Genomic DNA, 19,396 nt, shown 5'->3' on the forward strand with positions numbered 1-19,396 from the left:
CACTCCAGCCGAAGGCCTGAACCGCAATGACGAGACCCACGCCAGAGACACTCGCCCACTCCGCCCGCCGGGCCCGCGCCGGCGCCGAGCCCGCGACCGACGCCGCGGCGACCGGCCGCGCCGCCGCCGTCCCGGCCGCCCCGGCCGTACGGCAGCCCGAGCCGGTCCAGCTCTCCGGGGCCGGTTCCCTCGTGCGGTCCCTGGAGGCGCTCGGCGTCGACGTCGTGTTCGGCATCCCGGGTGGGGCGATCCTGCCGGCGTACGACCCGCTGTACGACTCCACGGTGCGGCACATCCTGGTCCGGCACGAGCAGGGCGCCGGCCACGCCGCCACCGGTTACGCCCAGGCCACCGGCCGGGTCGGCGTCTGCATGGCCACCTCCGGCCCGGGCGCGACGAACCTGGTCACCCCGATCGCCGACGCGTACATGGACTCGGTGCCGATGGTGGCGATCACCGGCCAGGTCGCGCGGCCGTCGATCGGCACGGACGCCTTCCAGGAGGCCGACATCCAGGGCATCACCCTGCCGATCACCAAGCACAACTTCCTGGTCCAGACGGCCGAGGAGATCCCGCGGGTGCTCGCCGAGGCGTTCCACCTGGCCTCGACGGGCCGTCCCGGCCCGGTGCTGGTCGACATCCCCAAGGACGTCCTGCAGGCGCAGACCACCTTCTCCTGGCCGCCGACGCTGGACCTGCCCGGCTACCGGCCGACCCTGCACCCGCACGGCAAGCAGATCCGGGAGGCGGCCCGGCTGATGACCAGCGCCCGCCGGCCGGTGCTGTACGTCGGCGGCGGCGTGCTCAAGGCCGGGGCCACCGAGGGGCTGCGCCGGCTGGCGGAGCTGACCGGCATCCCGGTGGTCACCACGCTGATGGCGCTCGGGGCGTTCCCCGACTCGCACCGGCAGCACCTGGGCATGCCCGGCATGCACGGCACCGTGGCGGCCGTCTACGGCCTGCAGAAGGCCGACCTGATCGTGGCGCTGGGGGCCCGGTTCGACGACCGGGTGACCGGCAAGCTGGACTCCTTCGCCCCGGACGCGACGGTCGTGCACGCCGACATCGACCCGGCCGAGATCGGCAAGAACCGGCACGCGGACGTGCCGATCGTCGGCGACGCCAAGCACGTGATCGAGGAGCTGATCGCGGCGGTCACCACCGAGCGGGCCGCCGGGCGACCGGCCGACCTGGGCGACTGGTGGACCCAGCTCGACGACCTGCGCGAGCGCTACCCGCTGGGCTACGAGGAGCCGGCCGACGGCACCCTCTCCCCGCAGTACGTGATCGAGCGGCTGGGCAAGATCGCCGGCCCGGACGCCGTCTACGTGGCCGGCGTCGGCCAGCACCAGATGTGGGCGTCGCAGTTCATCTCGTACGAGAAGCCGGGCACCTGGCTCAACTCCGGCGGCCTCGGCACGATGGGCTACGCGGTCCCGGCCGCGATGGGGGCCAAGGTCGGGCGGCCGGACACGGTGGTCTGGGCGATCGACGGCGACGGCTGCTTCCAGATGACCAACCAGGAGCTGGCCACCTGCGCGCTGGAGGGCATCCCGGTCAAGATCGCCGTGATCAACAACGGCAACCTCGGCATGGTCCGGCAGTGGCAGACGCTGTTCTACAACGAGCGCTACTCCAACACCGAGCTGGGCACCCACAAGCACCGCATCCCCGACTTCGTCAAGCTCGGCGAGGCCCTCGGCTGCGTCGGCCTGCGCTGCGAGAACGCCGCCGACGTCGACAAGACCATCGAGGCCGCGATGGCGATCAACGACGCCCCCGTCGTGATCGACTTCGTGGTCGGCAAGGACGCGATGGTGTGGCCGATGGTCGCCGCCGGCACCAGCAACGACGAGATCATGTTCGCCCGCGGCGTCCGCCCGGCCTTCGACGAGGACGACATCTAACCATGACGATGCACACGCTTTCCGTGCTGGTGGAGAACAAGCCGGGTGTCCTGGCCCGGGTCTCCGGGCTGTTCTCCCGGCGCGGCTTCAACATCGACAGCCTCGCCGTCGGCGAGACCGAGAACCCCGACGTCTCGCGGATCACCATCGTGGTCAACGCCGAGTCGTCCCCGCTGGAGCAGGTCACCAAGCAGCTCAACAAGCTGGTCAACGTGCTCAAGATCGTCGAGCTGGACCCGCAGGTCTCGGTCGCCCGGGAGCTGCTGCTGGTCAAGGTCCGCGCCGACCGCGCGGCGCGCAGCCAGGTGCTGGAGACGGTCAACCTGTTCCGCGCCCGGGTGGTCGACGTCGCGCCCGACACGCTGACGATCGAGGCCACCGGCACCCCCGACAAGCTGGACGCGCTGCTGCGCGACCTCGAACCGTACGGAATCAAGGAGATGGTCCAGTCCGGGACGGTGGCGATCGGGCGCGGCTCGCGCTCGATCACCGCGGGCCCGGCCCTGCGGGCCGCCTGATTCCCCGCCACTACCGACCGCACAAGCCACGACGGGCCATACCCGGGCCGCCGTACGAAAGGGAAGTCAATGAGCGTTGAGGTGTACTACGACGACGATGCCGACCTCGGCCTGATCCAGGCCAAGAAGGTCGCGGTGATCGGGTACGGCAGCCAGGGCCACGCCCACGCGCTGTCGCTGCGCGACTCCGGCGTCGACGTGGTGATCGGCCTGCCGGCGGGCTCGAAGAGCCGGCCCAAGGCCGAGGAGCAGGGCCTGCGGGTGCTCACCCCGGCGGAGGCCGCGGCCGAGGCCGACGTGATCATGATCCTGGCCCCGGACACCGCGCAGCGCGGCCTCTACACCGAGGCGATCGCCCCGAACCTGGCCCCGGGCAAGGCGCTCTTCTTCGGCCACGGCTTCAACATCCGGTACGACCTGATCAAGCCCCCGGCCGACGTCGACGTGGCGATGGTCGCCCCGAAGGGCCCGGGTCACCTGGTCCGCCGCCAGTACGTCGACGGCAAGGGCGTGCCCTGCCTCGTCGCCGTCGAGCAGGACGCCAGCGGCACCGCGTTCGCCCTGGCCCTGGCGTACGCCAAGGGCATCGGCGGCACCCGCGCGGGCGCGATCAAGACCACCTTCAAGGAGGAGACGGAGACCGACCTGTTCGGCGAGCAGGCGGTCCTCTGCGGCGGCGCGGCGGCGCTGGTGCAGACCGGCTTCGAGGTGCTCACCGAGGCGGGCTACGCCCCGGAGATCGCCTACTTCGAGTGCCTGCACGAGCTGAAGCTGATCGTCGACCTGATGTACGAGGGCGGCATCGCCCGGATGCGCTACAGCGTCTCCGACACCGCCGAGTACGGCGACCTGTCCCGGGGCCCGCGCGTCGTCGACGCCCGGGTCAAGGAGGAGATGCGCAAGATCCTGTCCGAGGTGCAGTCGGGCGAGTTCGCCCGCGAGTGGATCGCCGAGGACGACAACGGCCGCCCCAACTTCGCCAAGTGGCGGGCCGAGGGCGCGGCGCACCCGATCGAGGCGACCGGCCAGAAGCTGCGGTCCATGATGAGCTGGGTCGACCGGCCGATCACCGAGACCGCCTGAGCACTGCCCGCACCGCGGCGACCCGCCCGACGCTCTCCCCGGCGTCGGGCGGGTCGCCGTGTCATTTCACCCAGCCTTAACACCCTTGACATGTCGGGTTTGTGAGGGCACTCACCCCAGCGTCCGGGGCACGCCGGGCGGCCCGCGCCCTACGATCGCGGGTAGGTGCGTAGCCGGCACCTGACGGCCATGGCACGAACCAGCGCAGGGCGCAGCGCGGCGCCCCGTCGCCCCGGCCGACCGCCATACGACCTCTACGAGGACCGATGAATCCTGTCGTACTGATCGCCGAAGAACTCGCCCCCGCCGCCATCGAGGTGCTCGCCCACGACTTCGACGTCCGTCACGTCGACGGCACCGACCGCCCGGCCCTGCTCTCCGCGCTCTCCGAGGCCGACGCGGTGATCGTGCGCAGCGCCACGCAGATCGACGCCGAGGCGATCGCCGCCGCCCCGCGGCTGAAGGTGGTCGCCCGGGCCGGTGTGGGCCTGGACAACGTCGAGGTGCCGGCCGCCACCGCGCGGGGCGTCATGGTCGTCAACGCCCCCACCTCCAACATCGTCTCCGCCGCCGAGCAGGCCGTCGCGCTGCTGCTCGCCGTGGCCCGCAACACCGCCAGCGCCAGCGCCGCGCTCAAGGCCGGCGAGTGGAAGCGGTCCAAGTACACCGGCGTCGAGGTGCAGGGCAAGACCGTCGGCGTCGTCGGCCTCGGCCGCATCGGGGTGCTCTTCGCGTCCCGGATGGCCGCCTTCGGCACCCGGCTGATCGCGTACGACCCCTACATCCAGCCGGCCCGCGCCGCCCAGCTCGGCGTGCGCCTGGTCGGGCTGGAGGAGCTGCTGCGGGAGAGCGACTTCATCTCGATCCACCTGCCGAAGACCCCGGAGACCGTGGGCCTGATCGGCGAGAAGGAGCTGGCGATCGTCAAGCCGGGCGTGCGGATCGTCAACGCCGCCCGGGGCGGGCTGGTCGACGAGCAGGCCCTGGCCGACGCGATCGCCGAGGGCCGCGTCGGCGGCGCGGGCGTCGACGTGTACGCCAAGGAGCCGTGCACCTCCTCGCCGCTGTTCGCCTTCGACAACGTGGTGGCCACCCCGCACCTGGGCGCGTCCACCGCCGAGGCGCAGGACAAGGCCGGCCTCGCCGTGGCCAAGAGCGTGAAGCTGGCCCTGCAGGGCGAGTTCGTGCCGGACGCGGTCAACGTCCAGGCCGGCGGCGTCGTCGCCGAGGACATCCGCCCGCTGCTGCCGCTGGCCGAGAAGCTGGGTCGGGCGTTCACCGCCGTGGCCGGCGGGGTGGCCGCCAGCGTCACCGTCGAGGTGCGCGGCGCGGCCGTCGCCCACGACGTGTCGGTGCTCAAGCTCGCCGCGACCAAGGGGCTGTTCAGCTCGGTGGTCGAGGAGCAGGTCACCTACGTCAACGCGCCGCACCTCGCCGCCGAGCGGGGCGTCGAGGTCAACCTGGCCAGCCAGGCCGAGACGACCGACCACCCGACCCTGGTGACGGTCCGCGGCGCGCTGCCCGACGGCCGCACCGTCAGCGTCTCCGGCACGGTCGCCGCGGCGGGCGCCCGCGACGTGCTGAAGCTGACCGAGGTGGACGGCTTCGACGTGGAGATCGGCGCGGAGGGCATCCTGCTCTTCCTGCGCTACGTGGACCGTCCGGGCGTGGTCGGCACCGTCGGCACGCTGCTCGGCGAGGCCGGCATCAACATCGCCGCCATGCAGGTGGCCCGCCGGGAGGCCGGCGGTGAGACCCTGATGACCCTCACGGTCGACCAGGCCCTCGGCGCCGACCTGCTCACCTCGGCTGCCGACTCGATCGGCGCGACCTCGGCCAGCGCCGCCGACCTGCGCGACGAGTAGTCTCCGTCCACCGTGGACCGTCGCGCACGGTCCACCTGGGACGACGCGGGGCCCGGCCGAATCGGCCGGGCCCCGCGTCGTGTCGTACCGCGTCAGATCGGGTCGGGTCGGTTCGGCGGACGGGCCGGTTCAGCGCCGGGTGCGGGCGGGCGGCGGATAGACCGAACCGTCCTGGTAGTCGAAGAGCATCAGGTTGTACTCGCCGGCCAGTCGCTCGATGTCGAGCAGCACCTGGTCCTCGCAGGCGGGGTTGAGGTTCATCTCGATGTGGTCGTTCGCCGCGTGCAGCGGCACGACCTCCCACGGTGAACCCGGGCCGGCCGGCCGGTCGGGATAGCTGGCCGTGATCGCCCGGTAGAAGGCGACGACCCGCGGGTCCGGGTAACGTTCGCCGTGCTGCCCCTGCCGGCACCGTTGCACCGCTGCCCGCACGTCCGCGGGCGTGGCCCCGTCCGGGAGGGCCCACACGCTCAGATCGAAACTCACGGCGGACAGCGTGCCATCTTGTGGCCGGGAAGTCACCGCGACCCCACCGCAGGTCAACCGCGAATCTTCCGACCGTCCCCCGGAGACGGTCCGCTGTGGAGACTCTTGCGTCGAGTTGCGTCGATTCGCTAGCGTACTCGTGCGGTCACTGGCTGAGTTCGGTCGTCGGCCCGTCTTCGGGTGGCGTGGTCTGACCTCGGGCCCGGCCGGTCCCGCACCCCTCGATTGCGCGAGCCACGCGCACTCGTCGCTGATCGGCCCCCACGGTCGTTGCCGAGACCGTGGGGGCCGATCGCCGACCACCCGGCGGCCGGGATGCGAAGGCCGGCCGGTGCGGGTGGCGCGGGTCGGTTGCGGCGGCGGGCTCAGGCCCCAGCCGCCGCAGTGGCTTCGATGGCCCCGATGGCCTCAGCGCCGGCGGTGGGCGAACAGCGCCCGGTAGTCCGATCCGTTGCGGAACCAGGCCAGCCCCGCCGGGCCGGCGGCGTAGAGCGCGGTGGCGTAGGCGTCGGCCACCGCCAGGTCCGGGCCGATCACGGTGGCGGCGTCGAGCTGGTCGGCCGGCTCCCCGGTGTGCGGGTCGACCACGTGTCCCCGCCGGCCGGTCACCCCGGAGGTCCCCACCGCGCCGGCCGTCATCTCCAGCGCCAGCGGGGCGCGTCGGGGGTCGGTCGGGTGGTGCACCGCCACCCGCCACGGCCCGCCGTGCGGGGCGTGGCCGCGTACGACGAGGTCGGCGCCGGTGAGCACGGCGTAGTCGTGGATGCCGGCGGCGTGCAGCCGGGCCGCGGCCCGCTCCACCGCCCAGCCGCCGAGCAGGCCGCCCGGGTCGAAGCCGCCGGGCACCGCCCACGCGTCGAACCAGCCGTCGGTGGCCGCCCGCATCGCGGCGCAGCGGTCGACCAGGTCGGCCAGCGGCGCGTACGACTCGGGGCTGATCTCTCCCCGGCGCAGCCGCGAGACCAGGCTGTCGGGGCGGGTCGGACCGTAGGTGAGGTCGACGGCGCGCAGCTCGGCGACGGCGTCGGCCAGCGCCTCGCCGACCCCGCGCCGGCCCAGCCAGCTCGGGGCGTTGAGCAGCAGCGAGTATTCGGCGGTCCCGGTCCGGACGGTGTGCTGCACGGCGATCCGGTCGACGGCGGTGCCGCCGGCGGCGTCGAGGCGGTGGCTGCGGGTGCCCAGCCGCAGGTCGGGGCGGCGGCTGGCGAAGGCGGACTGGTCGACCCAGCGGGTGCGCGGCTGCTGGTCGACCCAGCGCTGCCGGGGTTGCTCGTCGATGCGCATCGCTGCCGCTCCTTCGCTGACGGCGCCGCAGCACCGCGGCGACCACCCGTCCGGGCCCCCGTGACCCGTTCGCCACCGACCCTATGCAGGGAAGTTGACCGCACCATGAATCCCACCTGGGAGCCTGCTGTGCATTCCGCTTTCCCGAATTGTGGAAGGCTCGTACCGGGAGGCGGGACGGGGCCGTACCGTTGGGCGAAGACGACGAGGCGAGGGAGCTGAGGACGTGGCACGCATCGCGGTGGTGGCCGGTGACGGGATCGGACCCGAGGTGGTCGCGCAGGCCCTCAAGGTCGTCGACGCCGTGCTCCCCGGGGTGGAGACCACCGCCTACGACCTCGGCGCGGCCCGCTACCACCGCACCGGCGAGGTGCTGCCGGACTCGGTGCTGACCGAGCTGGCCGGGCACGACGCGATCCTGCTCGGGGCCGTCGGCGACCCGACCGTCCCGCCGGGCGTGCTGGAGCGGGGCCTGCTGCTCAAGCTCCGCTTCGCCTTCGACCAGTACGTCAACCTGCGCCCGTCGCGGCTGTGGCCCGGCGTGGCCGGCCCGCTGGCCAACGTCAAGCCCGGCGAGGTCGACCTGGTCGTGGTCCGCGAGGGCACCGAGGGGCTCTACGCCGGGGCGGGCGGCTCCCTGCACCGGGACACCCCGGCCGAGGTGGCCACCGAGGAGAGCCTGAACACCCGGCACGGCGTGGAGCGGGTCATCCGCGACGCGTTCGCCCGGGCGTCGCGCCGCGAGCGGCGCAAGGTGACCCTGGTGCACAAGACCAACGTGCTGACCCACGCCGGGTCGCTGTGGGCCCGCGCCTTCGAGGCCGTGGCCGCCGAGCACCCCGACGTCGCCACGGAATACCAGCACGTCGACGCCGCCGCGATGTTCCTCGTCACCCAGCCCCAGCGCTACGACGTGGTGGTCACCGACAACCTCTTCGGCGACATCCTCACCGACATCGCCGCCGCCGTCACCGGCGGCATCGGGCTGGCCGCCAGCGGCTGCATCAACCCGTCCGGGGCGTACCCGTCGATGTTCGAGCCGGTGCACGGCTCCGCGCCGGACATCGCCGGCCAGGGCGTCGCCGACCCGGTCGCCGCCGTGCTCTCCGCCGCCCTGCTGCTCGACCAGCTCGGGCACGCCGAGGCCGCCGCCCGGGTCACCGCCGCCGTCGGCACGGAGCTGGCCAACCGTGGCGCGGGCGTACCGTTGCGCACCGCCGAGGTAGGCGACCGGCTCGCCGGCTACGCGGTGGCCTGAACGACCGGGTAGCCGTCGCGCACCCGGCGGCCGGCACCGCCGGCACCCCTGTCAGAAGCCACCGCCTGTCGGTTGGCGCTACCCGCTGAACGAGCGTTCGGGGTAGGTTTCTGGCAGCACTTTCCTCCGGCGTGCGGTCCCGCGCGCCGTCGTTCCCCAGGGAGGCACGCGCGATGAGCGGTGGTGACATGCTCGACTTCGAGATCCGTCCGAATCCCACGCCGGTATCCGCCGTCGAACGGGCGGCCCTGCTCGCGGCCCCGGGGTTCGGCCGCGTCTTCACCGACCACATGGTCACGATCCGGTACGCCGAGGGCAAGGGCTGGTACGACGCCCGGGTCGAGGCGCGCGGGCCGATCCCGATGGACCCGGCCTCCGCCGTGCTGCACTACGCACAGGAGATCTTCGAGGGGCTGAAGGCCTACCGGCTCGCCGACGGGTCGATCACCATGTTCCGGCCGGAGGCCAACGCCGCCCGGTTCGTCGACTCGGCCCGCCGGATGGCGATGCCGGAGCTGCCGCCGGAGCTGTTCGTCGACTCGCTGCGCCGGCTCGTCGACATCGACCGGGACTGGATCCCCGAGGGCGACGGGGCCAGCCTCTACCTGCGCCCGTTCATGATCGCCAGCGAGGTCTTCCTCGGCGTCCGGCCGTCCAACGAATACCTCTACGTGGTGATCGCCTCCCCGGCCGGGTCGTACTTCTCGGGCGGGGTCAAGCCGGTCACGGTCTGGGTCTCGCCGGACTACACCCGCGCCGCCCCCGGCGGCACCGGCGCGGCCAAGTGCGGCGGCAACTACGCCGCCTCGCTCGCCGCCCAGGCCGAGGCGATCGAGGCCGGCTGCGACCAGGTCGTCTTCCTCGACGCGGTGGAGCGCCGCTACGTCGACGAGCTGGGCGGGATGAACGTCTTCTTCGTCTACGACGACGACACCCTCGTCACCCCGCCGCTGACCGGCACCATCCTGCCCGGCATCACCCGGGACGCGCTGCTCACCCTGGCCGCCGAGGCCGGCCACCGGGTCGAGGAGCGGCCGGTCAGCTTCGCCGACTGGGAGGCCGACGCGGCCAGCGGCCGGCTGCGCGAGGCGTTCGCCTGCGGCACGGCGGCGGTGATCACGCCGATCGGCCGGGTCAAGTACCCCGACGGCGAGTTCCTCGTCGCCGACGGCGGGCAGGGCCCGGTGACCACGGCGTTGCAGCAGCGGCTCGTCGACATCCAGCGCGGCCGGGCCGCCGACGAGCACGGCTGGGTGACCCGCCTGTAGGTGCAAGGAAGGGCCCCTTCTTGACGATTGGCGTAGCGGAGGGGCCCTTCTTAACCAGGCCGGGCTGGGCGGGGCGGCCGGCCGGTCCGGCTCACTCCAGCAGGTGCGCGCGGAGTGCGGCGAGCTGGGCGTCGGTGACGCCGGCGTGCCGCAGGTAGCCCTCCGCCGAGCCGTGCCCCTCCCGCAGCTCGGCCAGGAACAGCGTCATCGCCTCGGCGGGCGAGGCCAGATAGGGCGCCGGCAGGTCCCGGGCGTCCGGCATGGTGGCGGCCACCCAGGCGCTGAACCGCTGCGACGCCTCGGTGCTCAGCGCGTAGTCGGCCGCGATGTCGGCGTCGCTCACGCCCAGCGCCGACAGGGTCAGCGCGCAGACGATGCCGGTGCGGTCCTTGCCGGCCACGCAGTGCACGACGACCGGCTCGGCGGCGCTGTCGGCGATCAGCCCGACCGCCTCGGCGAGCCCGGCCGCGCCGGTGCCGGCGAGGTCGGCGTACCGGTCGGCGAGGAATCGGGCGAGGCTCGTACCGGGCTCGTACTGGGCCTCCGCCCAGTCGGCGTGCTCGGGGTGGATGTGCCGGTAGGCGAGCCCGGGCAGCTCCGGGACCCGGCCGTCCCGGGCCACCTCGGTCGGGCGGCGCAGGTCGATCACGGTGCGCACGCCGAGGGCGGCGAACGCCTCCCGGTCGGGGCCGTCGATGCGGTGCGGGGAGTCGGAGCGGTAGAGCCGCCCCCAGCGGACCGCGCGCCCGTCGTCGGCCGGGTAGCCGCCGACGTCGCGGAAGTTGAACAGGGCGGTGAAGGGGATCCTGCGCTTGTCCTCGGTCGCGTCCACGCTGACACCGTAACGGTCGGTGGGCCGGAACCCCACCGGCCGTTACGGTGGACGGTGGCTCAGCGCGCGGTGCCCGGGGGCAGGTTGCCGTAGCTCTCGTCGTAGTAGCCGCCGAGCCGGTCGCGGAACGCCGGATCGCTGTGGCTGTCCTCGTCGTACTCGGGGGCGGCCTTGATCTGGTCGCGCTCCCGGTCGACGTACACGGTGCGGGCGTCGTGGTCGACGTGGTTGACCGTGCCGGCGGGCAGCATGACCTTCCTGCCGAAGATCCAGGGTCCGGTGTCGACCACCAGGTAGCTGCCGCCGACCTCGTGGCTCGCGCTGTCGATCTTGCCGATGCCGCCGTCGGTGGCCTCGACGTGGTAGCCGACGAGGTCGGCGTCGGCGACCGAGGGCCGGTCGCGGTAGCTCCACGGGTCGAACGCCCCGGCGGGGGCGCCGCCGGCGATCGCGCCCTGGTCGCCGTGCCGCATCGGGTCGGGCGTGCCGGTTGCGGCGTGCGGGTCGAGCCTGTCCATGGGTGCTCCTGCCCCGACCGTCGTGGTCGTCTCGGAGGGTCGTCTCCGGACAACCACCTACCCGGCCCCCGGGCCGCCTACACGCGGACACCCGCCGGGGCCGCGGGGATGCGGCGCCGGCGGGTGTCCCCGGGCGTACGGCTCAGCCGAGCGCGGCCTGCGCGTCGAGGGCCACGGCGGCGGCGTGCACGACGGCGGCGATGCGCAGCCCCTCGTGCACCTGCTCCCGGGTGAACCCGGCGGCGCGCAGGGTCTTCTCGTGCGACTCCAGGCAGACCCCGCAGCCGGTGATCGCCGAGACGGCGAGGCACCACAGCTCGAAGTCGCCCTTCTCCACGCCCGGCCGCGCGATGATCTGCATCCGCAGCCGGGCCGGCATCGACGCGTAGTTCTCGTCGCCGATGAGGTGCTTGGCCCGGTAGTAGACGTTGTTCATCGCCATGATCGTCGCGGCGCCCTTGGCCGCCTCGACCGCCTCGGGGGTGAGGTGGGTGGCCGCCTCGGCGGCGATCTCCCGCAGCACGACCGGGTTGCGGGCGGCGACGGCGCAGGCCAGCGCCGTGCCCCACGCCTGCTCCGGCTTGAGGGTGGTGGCGCCGACGGTGGAGCCCAGGTTGAGCTTGATGTCCTTGGCGTACTCGGGCAGGGCCGCCTTGATCGCGTCGAGGCCCATCGTCAGGCCCCGGCGCCGGCGAGCAGCTTGGTGGCGTCGAGGGTGTCGCCGCCCTTGTTCCAGTTGCAGGGGCACAGCTCGTCGGTCTGCAGGGCGTCGAGCACGCGCAGCACCTCGGAGACGTTGCGGCCGACGGAGCCGGCGGTCACCATGGCGAACTGGATCTCGTTGTCCGGGTCGACGATGAAGGTGGCCCGCTGGGCCACGCCGTCGGCGCCGAGCACGCCGCAGGCGTCGGTCAGCTCGCGCTTGATGTCGCTGAGCATCGGGAACGGCAGCTCACGCAGGTCGGGGTGGTCCTTGCGCCAGGCGTAGTGGACGAACTCGTTGTCCACCGACACGCCGAGCACCTGGGCGTCCCGGTCGGCGAACTCGCCGTTGAGCCGACCGAACTCGGCGATCTCCGTCGGGCAGATGAACGTGAAGTCCTTCGGCCAGAAGAAGACGACGCGCCACTTGCCCTCGTACGACTTGTGGTTGATCGACTCGAACGCCCGGTCGGCGTCCAGCGAGACGCAGGCGGTCAGTTCGTACTCGGGGAAGCGGTCACCGACAGTGAGCACGGGGTCCTCCTTGACAGCGGCACGGGGCCGGTAACTTGATCGGTTCCAGATACTGCCGCAGCGGTGTTTCGGCTCGATAGCGGCCGGATGACTTGTGAAGTCGATCACCAGCGGCGCGTTTCGCCCCGCGGTCGACGCCACCTGCGGTATGGCCACCCTCCGTGACCGTCCCGGCATGTGGATTGTTCCTCCCGAAACCCGGGTGCGGGTGGCAGAGTGGCGACCGTGACCAGCACCGTCGTCATTATTGGCAACTAGCGCGCCCGGCAACCGACTCGCCGAGCGCGCAGACCTCCCGCATCCGCGGGGGGTCTTTTTGTTGGTCCCCCTCCGCCACCCCACCCGTCCCGCCCGCGCCCGAAAGGACTCCCCATGACGTTCCAGCTGTACGACACGACGCTGCGCGACGGTGCCCAGCGCGAGGGGCTCACCTACTCGGTGGTCGACAAGCTCGCCGTGGCCCGACTGCTCGACGAGTTCGGCGTGGGCTTCATCGAGGGCGGCTGGCCGGGCGCGGTGCCCAAGGACACCGAGTTCTTCCGCCGGGCCCGCACCGAACTCGACCTGAAACACGCCCTGCTCGTGGCGTTCGGGGCCACCCGCAAGGCCGGCGTCGCCGTCGCCGACGACCCGCAGGTGCGGGCGCTGCTCGACGCGCAGACCCCGGCCGTCGCGCTGGTGGCCAAGGCCGACCTGCGGCACGTCGAGCGGGCGCTGCGCACCACCGCGCAGGAGAACCTGGCGATGATCCGGGACACGGTGCGCCACCTCGTCGCCGAGGGGAGGCGGGTCTTCGTCGACGGCGAGCACTTCTTCGACGGCTACCGGCACGACCCCGCGTACGGCGCGGAGGTCGTGCAGACCGCGCTGGCCGCCGGCGCCGAGGTGATGGTGCTCTGCGACACCAACGGCGGCATGCTGCCCTCCCACGTGAGCGCGGCGATCGCCGACCTGACCGCCCGCACCGGCGTCGACCCTGCCCGCCTGGGCATGCACGCCCAGAACGACACCGCCTGCGCGGTGGCCAACACCATCGCCGCCGTCGAGGCCGGCGTGCGCCACGTGCAGGGCACCGCAAACGGCTACGGCGAGCGCCCCGGCAACGCCGACATCTTCGCCGTCGCCGCCAACCTCCAGCTCAAGCTCGGGCTGCCGGTCCTACCGGAGGGCTGCCTGGAGCAGATGGTGCGGGTCTCCCACGCCATCGCCGAGATCGCCAACATCGCCCCCGACACCCACCAGGCGTACGCCGGGGCCGCCGCCTTCGCCCACAAGGCGGGGCTGCACGCGAGCGCGATCAAGGTGGATCCGCTGCTCTACAACCACGTCGACCCGACCGTGGTGGGCAACGACATGCGGATCCTGATCACCGAGATGGCCGGCCGGGCCAGCGTCGAGCTGAAGAGCCGCGAGCTGGGCCTGGACCTGGCCGGCCATCCGGAGACCCTGTCCCGGGTGACCCGGCGGGTCAAGGAGCTGGAGGCCGGCGGCTGGTCCTTCGAGGCCGCCGACGCCTCGTTCGAGCTGCTGGTCCGCTCCGAGCTGCCCGACGCCGCCCCGGTCCGACCGTTCGCCCTGGAGTCGTATCGGGTGCTGGTCGAGCACCGGGAGGACGGCTCGGTGGTCTCCGAGGCCACCGTCAAGATCCGGGTACGCGGCGAGCGGCTGATCGCCACGGCCGAGGGCAACGGGCCGGTCAACGCGCTCGACGAGGCGCTGCGGGTCGGCCTGTCCCGGCACTACCCGGAGCTGCGCGACTTCGAGCTGGCCGACTACAAGGTGCGCATCCTGGAGGGCAGCCACGGCACCGGCGCGGTGACCCGGGTGCTGGTGGAGACCGCCGACGGGGCGGGCCGCGACTGGACCACCGTCGGCGTGCACCCCAACGTGGTGGAGGCGTCCTGGCACGCCCTCGTCGACGCCCTCACCTACGGCCTGGACCGCGCCCACGTGTAGGGCGGCTCAGGCGGCGGGCAGGCGCAGCTCGGCGAGGACCGCGCGGTGGTCGCTGCCCGGCACCGCGCGCACCGACACGGACCGGACGGCGATCCGCCGGTCCACCAGCACGTGGTCGATCGTCACCGGCGGGATCGGGTCGCCGTCGTACGGGCCCCAGGTGCCGACGAGCCCGGCGCCGGTGGCGTCGGCCGCGTCGGCGTACCCCGTGGCGAGCAGGTCGCGCAGCGGGGCGTGGTCGAGGGTGGCGTTGAAGTCCCCGGCGAGGATCGACAGCCCCGCGTCGGGGGTGGCCGGCGGCTGCGCCGCCAGGTCGGTGCGCCAGAACCCGACCTGGTCCAGCGCGTACGGGGCCGCCGGGTGGACCGACTCGACCCGCACCGGCGGCCCGCCCGGCGGGGTGAGCGTCCCGTACGCCTGGGTGAAGCCCCAGCCGCCGCGGTGCTGCCGGATGCCGCCCCCGGCGATGGGGAAGCGGGCGTAGAGCCCCGAGCCGACGGTGCCGACCTGCGGGTTGAGCTGCCGGTGCGGCAGCAGCCCGGCCAGGCCGAGCCGGTCCAGCTCGGCCGCCGCGCCCGGGGTGAACTCCTGCACGGCCAGCACGTCGACCCGCAGGTCGCGCACCAGGCCGACCACGGTGCCGGCGTCGGCGGCGCCGGCCAGCAGGTTGGCGGTGAGCACCCGCAGCGTCGGCCCGCCGGCCCGCGGCTGCGCCGACGGCACGGCCCGGGGCGCGACCACGGCGATCAGCGCCACCGCGACCAGGGCCGCGACCGCCGCCGGCCAGCGGCGCCGCAGGGCGAGCGCGAGCAGCAGCGGCACGGGCGTCCAGGCCGCGACGTACGGGGTGAAGGCGACCGCCTGCACCGCCGGCCCCCGTTCGAGGCCGGGCAGGCGTACCGCCGCCCACACCAGCCCGGGGGTCACCGCGAGCCAGCACAGCCAGGTCCGGATCCGGGCGGCGCGACCGGCCGGGCGGGCGCGGGTGTCGGCGTAGGTGAGCACGTCGACACCGTAGCGGCAGTGCTCGACCGGCGACGCCACCCGCGCCGGGCAGGCCCCATCATGAATTGTCGAGCGTTCATGTTTCGCAATTCGGGGGGCGGGCTGAAACAGTCTGAAACGCCGCCGTCTGCCATTGACCACGCGCTTTTGCCGGTGCTACTTTCCACCTGGTTCCAGCCTCGATGTGCACGGCAATATTGGCTGCTCAAGGCGGGTGTGGGTGCTTCTCCAGCCGGCTTGGCGGCGGTCGCTCAGGCGACAATTTTGCGGTGTTGGCAGGCTCGGATAAAACCGGCTCGTTGTTTCGCGAGTCGGTCGTGTCGACACGGTCAACAAGGGGGACCTGTCATGGCAAGAATCATTTCCCGTAGGGCGGTCGCGGTCACGTTCGGCGCGCTGGTGCTGACGCTGGCCGGCGGCGGGATCGCCGCCGCCCAGACCACCACGGCGGCCAGGCCCGCGGCCCAGTCCGGGCAGCCGGGCGAACGCGCCGCCGCGCCGTCCGGACAGCCGCAGCCGACGGTGGCCGAGGCGGCGGCGGCCAAGGCGGCGATGAAGAAGGGGGTGAGCCCGTCCTACGTCAACGGCTCCACGTCCTTCGCCGTCGTCAGCAGCGCCGGCACCCTGCTCCGCTCGCGGGACGCCGTCTCCGCGACCAAGTACGGCCCCGGCCAGTACCAGGTCATCTTCAACCGCAGCCTGACCAGCGCTGCCTTCGTGGCCACGATCGGCACCACGGACTCGTGCTGCATCCCGCCGGCCGGCGAGATCTCGGTCGCGCCGCGGCTGGCCACGCCGAACGGGGTCTTCGTGCAGACGTACGACTCCACCGGCGCTCCGGCCGACCGGCCGTTCCACCTGGCCGTGTTCACTCCCTGACCCGTACGCGGGACGAGGGTGCCGGTCCCGGCGACGGGGCCGGCACCCTCGCGCCGTCCGCGCCCCCTGCGGCCTTCGGTGGCGGATGACGGTCCTCGTCCCGGTTCGGCCCGGTAAGGTGCTCGAATTCCGACGTTTGCCCGGGTGCCGGCACGGGAAGCAAGCACCGTGACGGACATCTCGGACACCCTGGCCAGCCTGCCCACCGCGGTCGATCCCGATCCGAGCGGCGTCGAGCTGGAACAGACCCTCTTCGAGGTCAAACGCGTGATCGTCGGGCAGGATCGGCTCGTCGAGCGCCTGCTCACCGCCCTCGTCGCCGGCGGCCACTGCCTCCTGGAAGGGGTCCCCGGCGTGGCGAAGACCCTCGCCGCGCAGACCCTCGCGACCGTGGTCGGCGGGACCTTCTCCCGGATCCAGTTCACCCCGGACCTGGTCCCCTCCGACATCGTCGGCACCCGCATCTACCGGGCGTCGAAGGAGAGCTTCGACGTCGAACTCGGCCCGATCATGGCCAACCTCGTGCTCGCCGACGAGATCAACCGGGCCCCGGCGAAGGTGCAGTCCGCGCTGCTGGAGGCGATGGCCGAGCGGCAGGTCTCCATCGGCGGGCGCGCCTTTCCGGTCCCCACGCCGTTCCTGGTGCTGGCCACCCAGAACCCGATCGAGTCGGAGGGGGTCTACCAGCTCCCCGAGGCGCAGCGGGACCGGTTCCTCATGAAGATCGTCGTCGACTACCCCGGGGACGCCGACGAACTGGCCATCCTCTACCGGATGAGCACCGACCGGCCCACCCCGCGCCGGGTCCTCGACCCCGAGCGGCTGCGCGCGCTCCAGCGGCGGGCCGGCGACGTGTTCGTCCACCACGCCATCGCCGAGTACGTCGTCCGGCTGATCCTGGCCACCCGGGACCCGGGCCGGTTCGGGCTGCCCGAGATCGCGCCGCTGCTGGCGTACGGGGCGAGCCCTCGGGCCACCCTCGGCCTGGTCGCCGCCGCCCGCGCCCAGGCGCTGCTGCGGGGCCGCGACCACGTGCTGCCCGAGGACGTCCGGGAACTGGCGGTCGACGTCCTGGCCCACCGGCTGGTGCTCTCCTTCGACGCGGTCGCCGACGGGGTCGCCGCCGAGGCGGTGGTCCACCGGCTGGTCGCCGCCGTGCCCCCGCCCCGGGTCGCCGCCCACCACACCGGATACGCCACCGACCTGGCGGCGGCGTGAGGGGCCCGGCCGCCCCGCCCGCCGGCTCCGCCGGGGGAGCGCGTGCCGCCGGGGGATCGGGGCCGGTGCCGCCGGACCCGACCCTGGCCGACCTCGCGCCGGACCGGCGGCTGCGCCGACTGGAGCTGACCGTCACCCGCCGCCTCGACGGGCTGCTGCACGGCGAGCACCGGGGCCTGCTGCCCGGGCCCGGCAGCGAGGTCGCCGGCAGCCGCGAGTACCGGCCCGGCGAGGACGAGGTGCGCCGGATGGACTGGGCGGTCACCGCCCGCACCACCGTCCCGCACGTCCGCGAGGTCGACGCCGACCGGGAGCTGACCACCTGGCTGCTGGTCGACGCCAGCCCCAGCATGGAGTTCGGCACCGCCGAGCTGGACAAGCGCGAGCTGGCGGTGGCCGCCGTGGCGGCGGTCGGCTTCCTCACGGCTGGCTCGGGCAACCGGCTCGGCGCGCAACTGCTCGGCGCGCCCGGGCTGCGCCGGTTCCCCGCCCGGGGCGGGCGTACCCACCTGCTCGGTCTGCTGCGGGCCCTGCTGGCCGCGCCGCGCGCCGCCGCGACCGACCCGGCCGCCGGCCCGCCCGCCGCGCCCGGCCTCGCCGACGGGCTGGTCGCCGTGGGCCGGGCCGCCACCCGGCGCGGCCTCGTCGTGGTGGTCTCCGACCTCCTCGACGGGCTACCGGACGACCCGGCCGACCCGCCGCCCTGGGAGGCGGCGCTGCGCCGGCTCGCCGTCCGGCACCAGGTGCTCGCCGTGGAGGTGACCGACCCGCGCGAGCTGGAACTGCCGGACGTCGGCCTGATCACCCTGGTCGACCCGGAGACCGGCCGCCGGCGGGAGGTCTTCACCGGCGACCGCCGGCTGCGCGAGCGGTACGCCGAGGCGGCCCTCGCCCAGCGCGACCAGATCCGCCAGGTGCTGCGCCGGTGCGGGGCGGCCCACCTGCCGCTGCGCACCGACCGCGACTGGTGCGCCGACATCGTCCGGCACGTGCACGCCCAGCGCCGGCTCGCCCTGGCCCCGGCGGCCAGCGGCACCGGCCGGACGGCCCGCCCCGGCGCGCTGTCGGGAGGTGCCGCGTGACCTGGCAGTCGCCCCTGCGGCTCTGGCTGCTGCTCGGGGTCGCCGCGCTCGCCGTCGGCTACCTGCTCGCCCAGCGCCGCCACAGCCGGTACGCGGTCCGCTTCACCAACCTGCGGCTGCTCGACCGGGTGGCCCCGCACCGCCCCGCGTGGCGGCGGCACGTGCCGGCCGGCCTGTTCCTGGCCATGCTGGCGCTGCTGGTGGTGGGCTTCGCCCGGCCCAGCGCCGAGGTGCGGGTGCCCCGGGAACGGGCCACCGTCATGGTGGCGGTCGACGTGTCCACCTCGATGCTCGCCTCCGACGTGGAACCGGACCGGCTCAGCGCCGCCAAGGACGCGGCCCGGCGCTTCGTCGACGGCCTGCCCGAAGAGTTCAACGTCGGTCTGGTCGCGTTCGCCGGCAGCGCCGCCGTGCTGGTGCCGCCCGGCACGGACCGGGAGGCCCTGCACGACGGCATCGAACGCCTCGCCGAGGGCAGCACCGGCGTGCAGGGCACCGCCATCGGGGAGGCGATCAACACCTCCCTCGGTGCGGTGCGGGCACTGGACAGCCAGGCGGCGAAGGACCTGCCGCCAGCCCGGATCATCCTGCTCTCCGACGGCGCGAACACCTCCGGCATGGACCCGATGGAGGCCGCCGCCGAGGCCGTCGACGCGAAGGTGCCGGTGCACACCATCTCGTTCGGCACGCCGTCCGGGTTCGTCGACCGGGGCGGGCGGCCCATCCAGGTGCCGGTGGACGGGCAGACCCTGAAGGCGGTCGCCGACTCCACCGGCGGCGGCTTCCACGAGGCGACCAGCCGCGAGGAACTGCGGGCGGTCTACGACGACATCGGCACCTCCGTCGGCTACCGCACCCAGCGGCAGGACGTCTCCGCCCGGTTCATCGGGCTGGGCCTGGTGCTGGCCATGGGCGCCGCGGCGGGATCGATGCGGTGGTTCTCCCGGCTGCCCTGAACGCGGCGGCCCCCACCGGCCGGCCCGAGCCGGCCGGACCTCCCC

At 73.7% G+C, this 19,396-nt stretch carries 18 protein-coding genes; 11 read left to right on the forward strand and 7 right to left on the reverse strand.

Translation table 11 applies throughout. From position 1 onward, the window contains the following. The first annotated feature begins 26 nt into the window (after positions 1–26). The 4 genes from LPU61_RS02770 (at position 27) to serA (ending at position 5,373) form a co-directional block, all read left to right on the forward strand. On the forward strand, positions 27–1,907 hold the full coding sequence (locus LPU61_RS02770) for an acetolactate synthase large subunit (protein ID WP_043962262.1): 1,881 nt from the start codon (positions 27–29) through the stop codon (positions 1,905–1,907). A 2-nt stretch (positions 1,908–1,909) separates the two neighbouring features. Then, on the forward strand, positions 1,910–2,425 hold the full coding sequence (gene ilvN, locus LPU61_RS02775; protein ID WP_043962263.1) for an acetolactate synthase small subunit: 516 nt from the start codon (positions 1,910–1,912) through the stop codon (positions 2,423–2,425). 69 nt (positions 2,426–2,494) lie between these two features. Then, positions 2,495–3,508 (forward strand): ketol-acid reductoisomerase, encoded by a 1,014-nt coding sequence (gene ilvC, locus LPU61_RS02780; protein ID WP_043962264.1) that lies wholly within the window; start codon positions 2,495–2,497, stop codon positions 3,506–3,508. A gap of 266 nt (positions 3,509–3,774) precedes the next feature. Then, positions 3,775–5,373 carry a phosphoglycerate dehydrogenase gene (gene serA / locus LPU61_RS02785; RefSeq protein ID WP_043962265.1) on the forward strand — a complete coding sequence of 533 codons (1,599 nt, stop codon included), beginning with the start codon at positions 3,775–3,777 and terminating at the stop codon, positions 5,371–5,373. A gap of 129 nt (positions 5,374–5,502) precedes the next feature. On the opposite strand, the gene LPU61_RS02790 is transcribed toward serA, so the two are convergent. Together LPU61_RS02790 and LPU61_RS02795 are read right to left on the reverse strand one after the other, a co-directional pair. Next, positions 5,503–5,859, reverse strand: a complete 357-nt coding sequence (locus tag LPU61_RS02790; RefSeq protein WP_199485989.1) for a hypothetical protein — start codon at positions 5,857–5,859, stop codon at positions 5,503–5,505. Positions 5,860–6,267: 408 nt separating this feature from the next. Next, positions 6,268–7,143, reverse strand: a complete 876-nt coding sequence (locus LPU61_RS02795; RefSeq protein ID WP_229404010.1) for an FAD:protein FMN transferase — start codon at positions 7,141–7,143, stop codon at positions 6,268–6,270. Positions 7,144–7,369: 226 nt separating this feature from the next. On the opposite strand from LPU61_RS02795, the gene LPU61_RS02800 reads away from it, so the two are divergent. Beyond that, the gene (locus LPU61_RS02800) at positions 7,370–8,401 is read left to right on the forward strand and encodes a 3-isopropylmalate dehydrogenase (RefSeq protein WP_043962268.1); all 1,032 of its coding nucleotides are present in this window, start codon (positions 7,370–7,372) and stop codon (positions 8,399–8,401) included. A 173-nt stretch (positions 8,402–8,574) separates the two neighbouring features. Next, a complete protein-coding gene (locus LPU61_RS02805; protein ID WP_043962269.1) occupies positions 8,575–9,669 on the forward strand; it encodes a branched-chain amino acid aminotransferase in 1,095 nt (364 codons plus the stop codon). Positions 9,670–9,760: 91 nt separating this feature from the next. Here LPU61_RS02805 and LPU61_RS02810 read toward each other — a convergent pair whose 3' ends face one another. From LPU61_RS02810 to LPU61_RS02825, 4 genes are all read right to left on the reverse strand, one after another. Beyond that, positions 9,761–10,501: a tyrosine-protein phosphatase gene (locus LPU61_RS02810; protein ID WP_229404012.1), complete on the reverse strand. Its 741-nt coding sequence runs from the start codon at positions 10,499–10,501 to the stop codon at positions 9,761–9,763. A gap of 59 nt (positions 10,502–10,560) precedes the next feature. Next, a complete protein-coding gene (locus LPU61_RS02815; RefSeq protein ID WP_229404013.1) occupies positions 10,561–11,019 on the reverse strand; it encodes a PRC-barrel domain containing protein in 459 nt (152 codons plus the stop codon). Positions 11,020–11,161: 142 nt separating this feature from the next. Continuing rightward, positions 11,162–11,692 carry a carboxymuconolactone decarboxylase family protein gene (locus LPU61_RS02820; protein WP_229404014.1) on the reverse strand — a complete coding sequence of 177 codons (531 nt, stop codon included), beginning with the start codon at positions 11,690–11,692 and terminating at the stop codon, positions 11,162–11,164. Between the two features lie 2 nt (positions 11,693–11,694). Further along, positions 11,695–12,255, reverse strand: coding sequence for a peroxiredoxin (locus LPU61_RS02825; protein ID WP_043962272.1), 561 nt, complete (start codon positions 12,253–12,255; stop codon positions 11,695–11,697). Positions 12,256–12,627: 372 nt separating this feature from the next. On the opposite strand from LPU61_RS02825, the gene cimA reads away from it, so the two are divergent. After that, positions 12,628–14,211, forward strand: a complete 1,584-nt coding sequence (gene cimA / locus LPU61_RS02830; protein WP_043962273.1) for a citramalate synthase — start codon at positions 12,628–12,630, stop codon at positions 14,209–14,211. A gap of 6 nt (positions 14,212–14,217) precedes the next feature. On the opposite strand, the gene LPU61_RS02835 is transcribed toward cimA, so the two are convergent. Continuing rightward, positions 14,218–15,165, reverse strand: coding sequence for an endonuclease/exonuclease/phosphatase family protein (locus tag LPU61_RS02835; protein WP_043964131.1), 948 nt, complete (start codon positions 15,163–15,165; stop codon positions 14,218–14,220). Between the two features lie 399 nt (positions 15,166–15,564). Between LPU61_RS02835 and LPU61_RS02840 the strand changes: the two genes are divergently transcribed. The 4 genes from LPU61_RS02840 (at position 15,565) to LPU61_RS02855 (ending at position 19,351) form a co-directional block, all read left to right on the forward strand. After that, positions 15,565–16,095: a hypothetical protein gene (locus LPU61_RS02840; protein ID WP_043962274.1), complete on the forward strand. Its 531-nt coding sequence runs from the start codon at positions 15,565–15,567 to the stop codon at positions 16,093–16,095. A gap of 168 nt (positions 16,096–16,263) precedes the next feature. Then, a complete protein-coding gene (locus LPU61_RS02845; protein WP_043962275.1) occupies positions 16,264–17,313 on the forward strand; it encodes a MoxR family ATPase in 1,050 nt (349 codons plus the stop codon). Positions 17,314–17,378: 65 nt separating this feature from the next. Continuing rightward, positions 17,379–18,395, forward strand: a complete 1,017-nt coding sequence (locus tag LPU61_RS02850) for a DUF58 domain-containing protein (protein WP_043962276.1) — start codon at positions 17,379–17,381, stop codon at positions 18,393–18,395. After that, a complete protein-coding gene (locus LPU61_RS02855) occupies positions 18,392–19,351 on the forward strand; it encodes a VWA domain-containing protein (protein ID WP_043962278.1) in 960 nt (319 codons plus the stop codon). Before LPU61_RS02850 ends, LPU61_RS02855 begins: the two co-directional genes overlap by 4 nt. The last annotated feature ends 45 nt before the right edge of the window (positions 19,352–19,396 follow it).

Origin of the sequence: Micromonospora sp. NBRC 110038, from assembly GCF_020884815.1 — a bacterium.
Lineage (GTDB): Bacteria > Actinomycetota > Actinomycetes > Mycobacteriales > Micromonosporaceae > Micromonospora > Micromonospora haikouensis.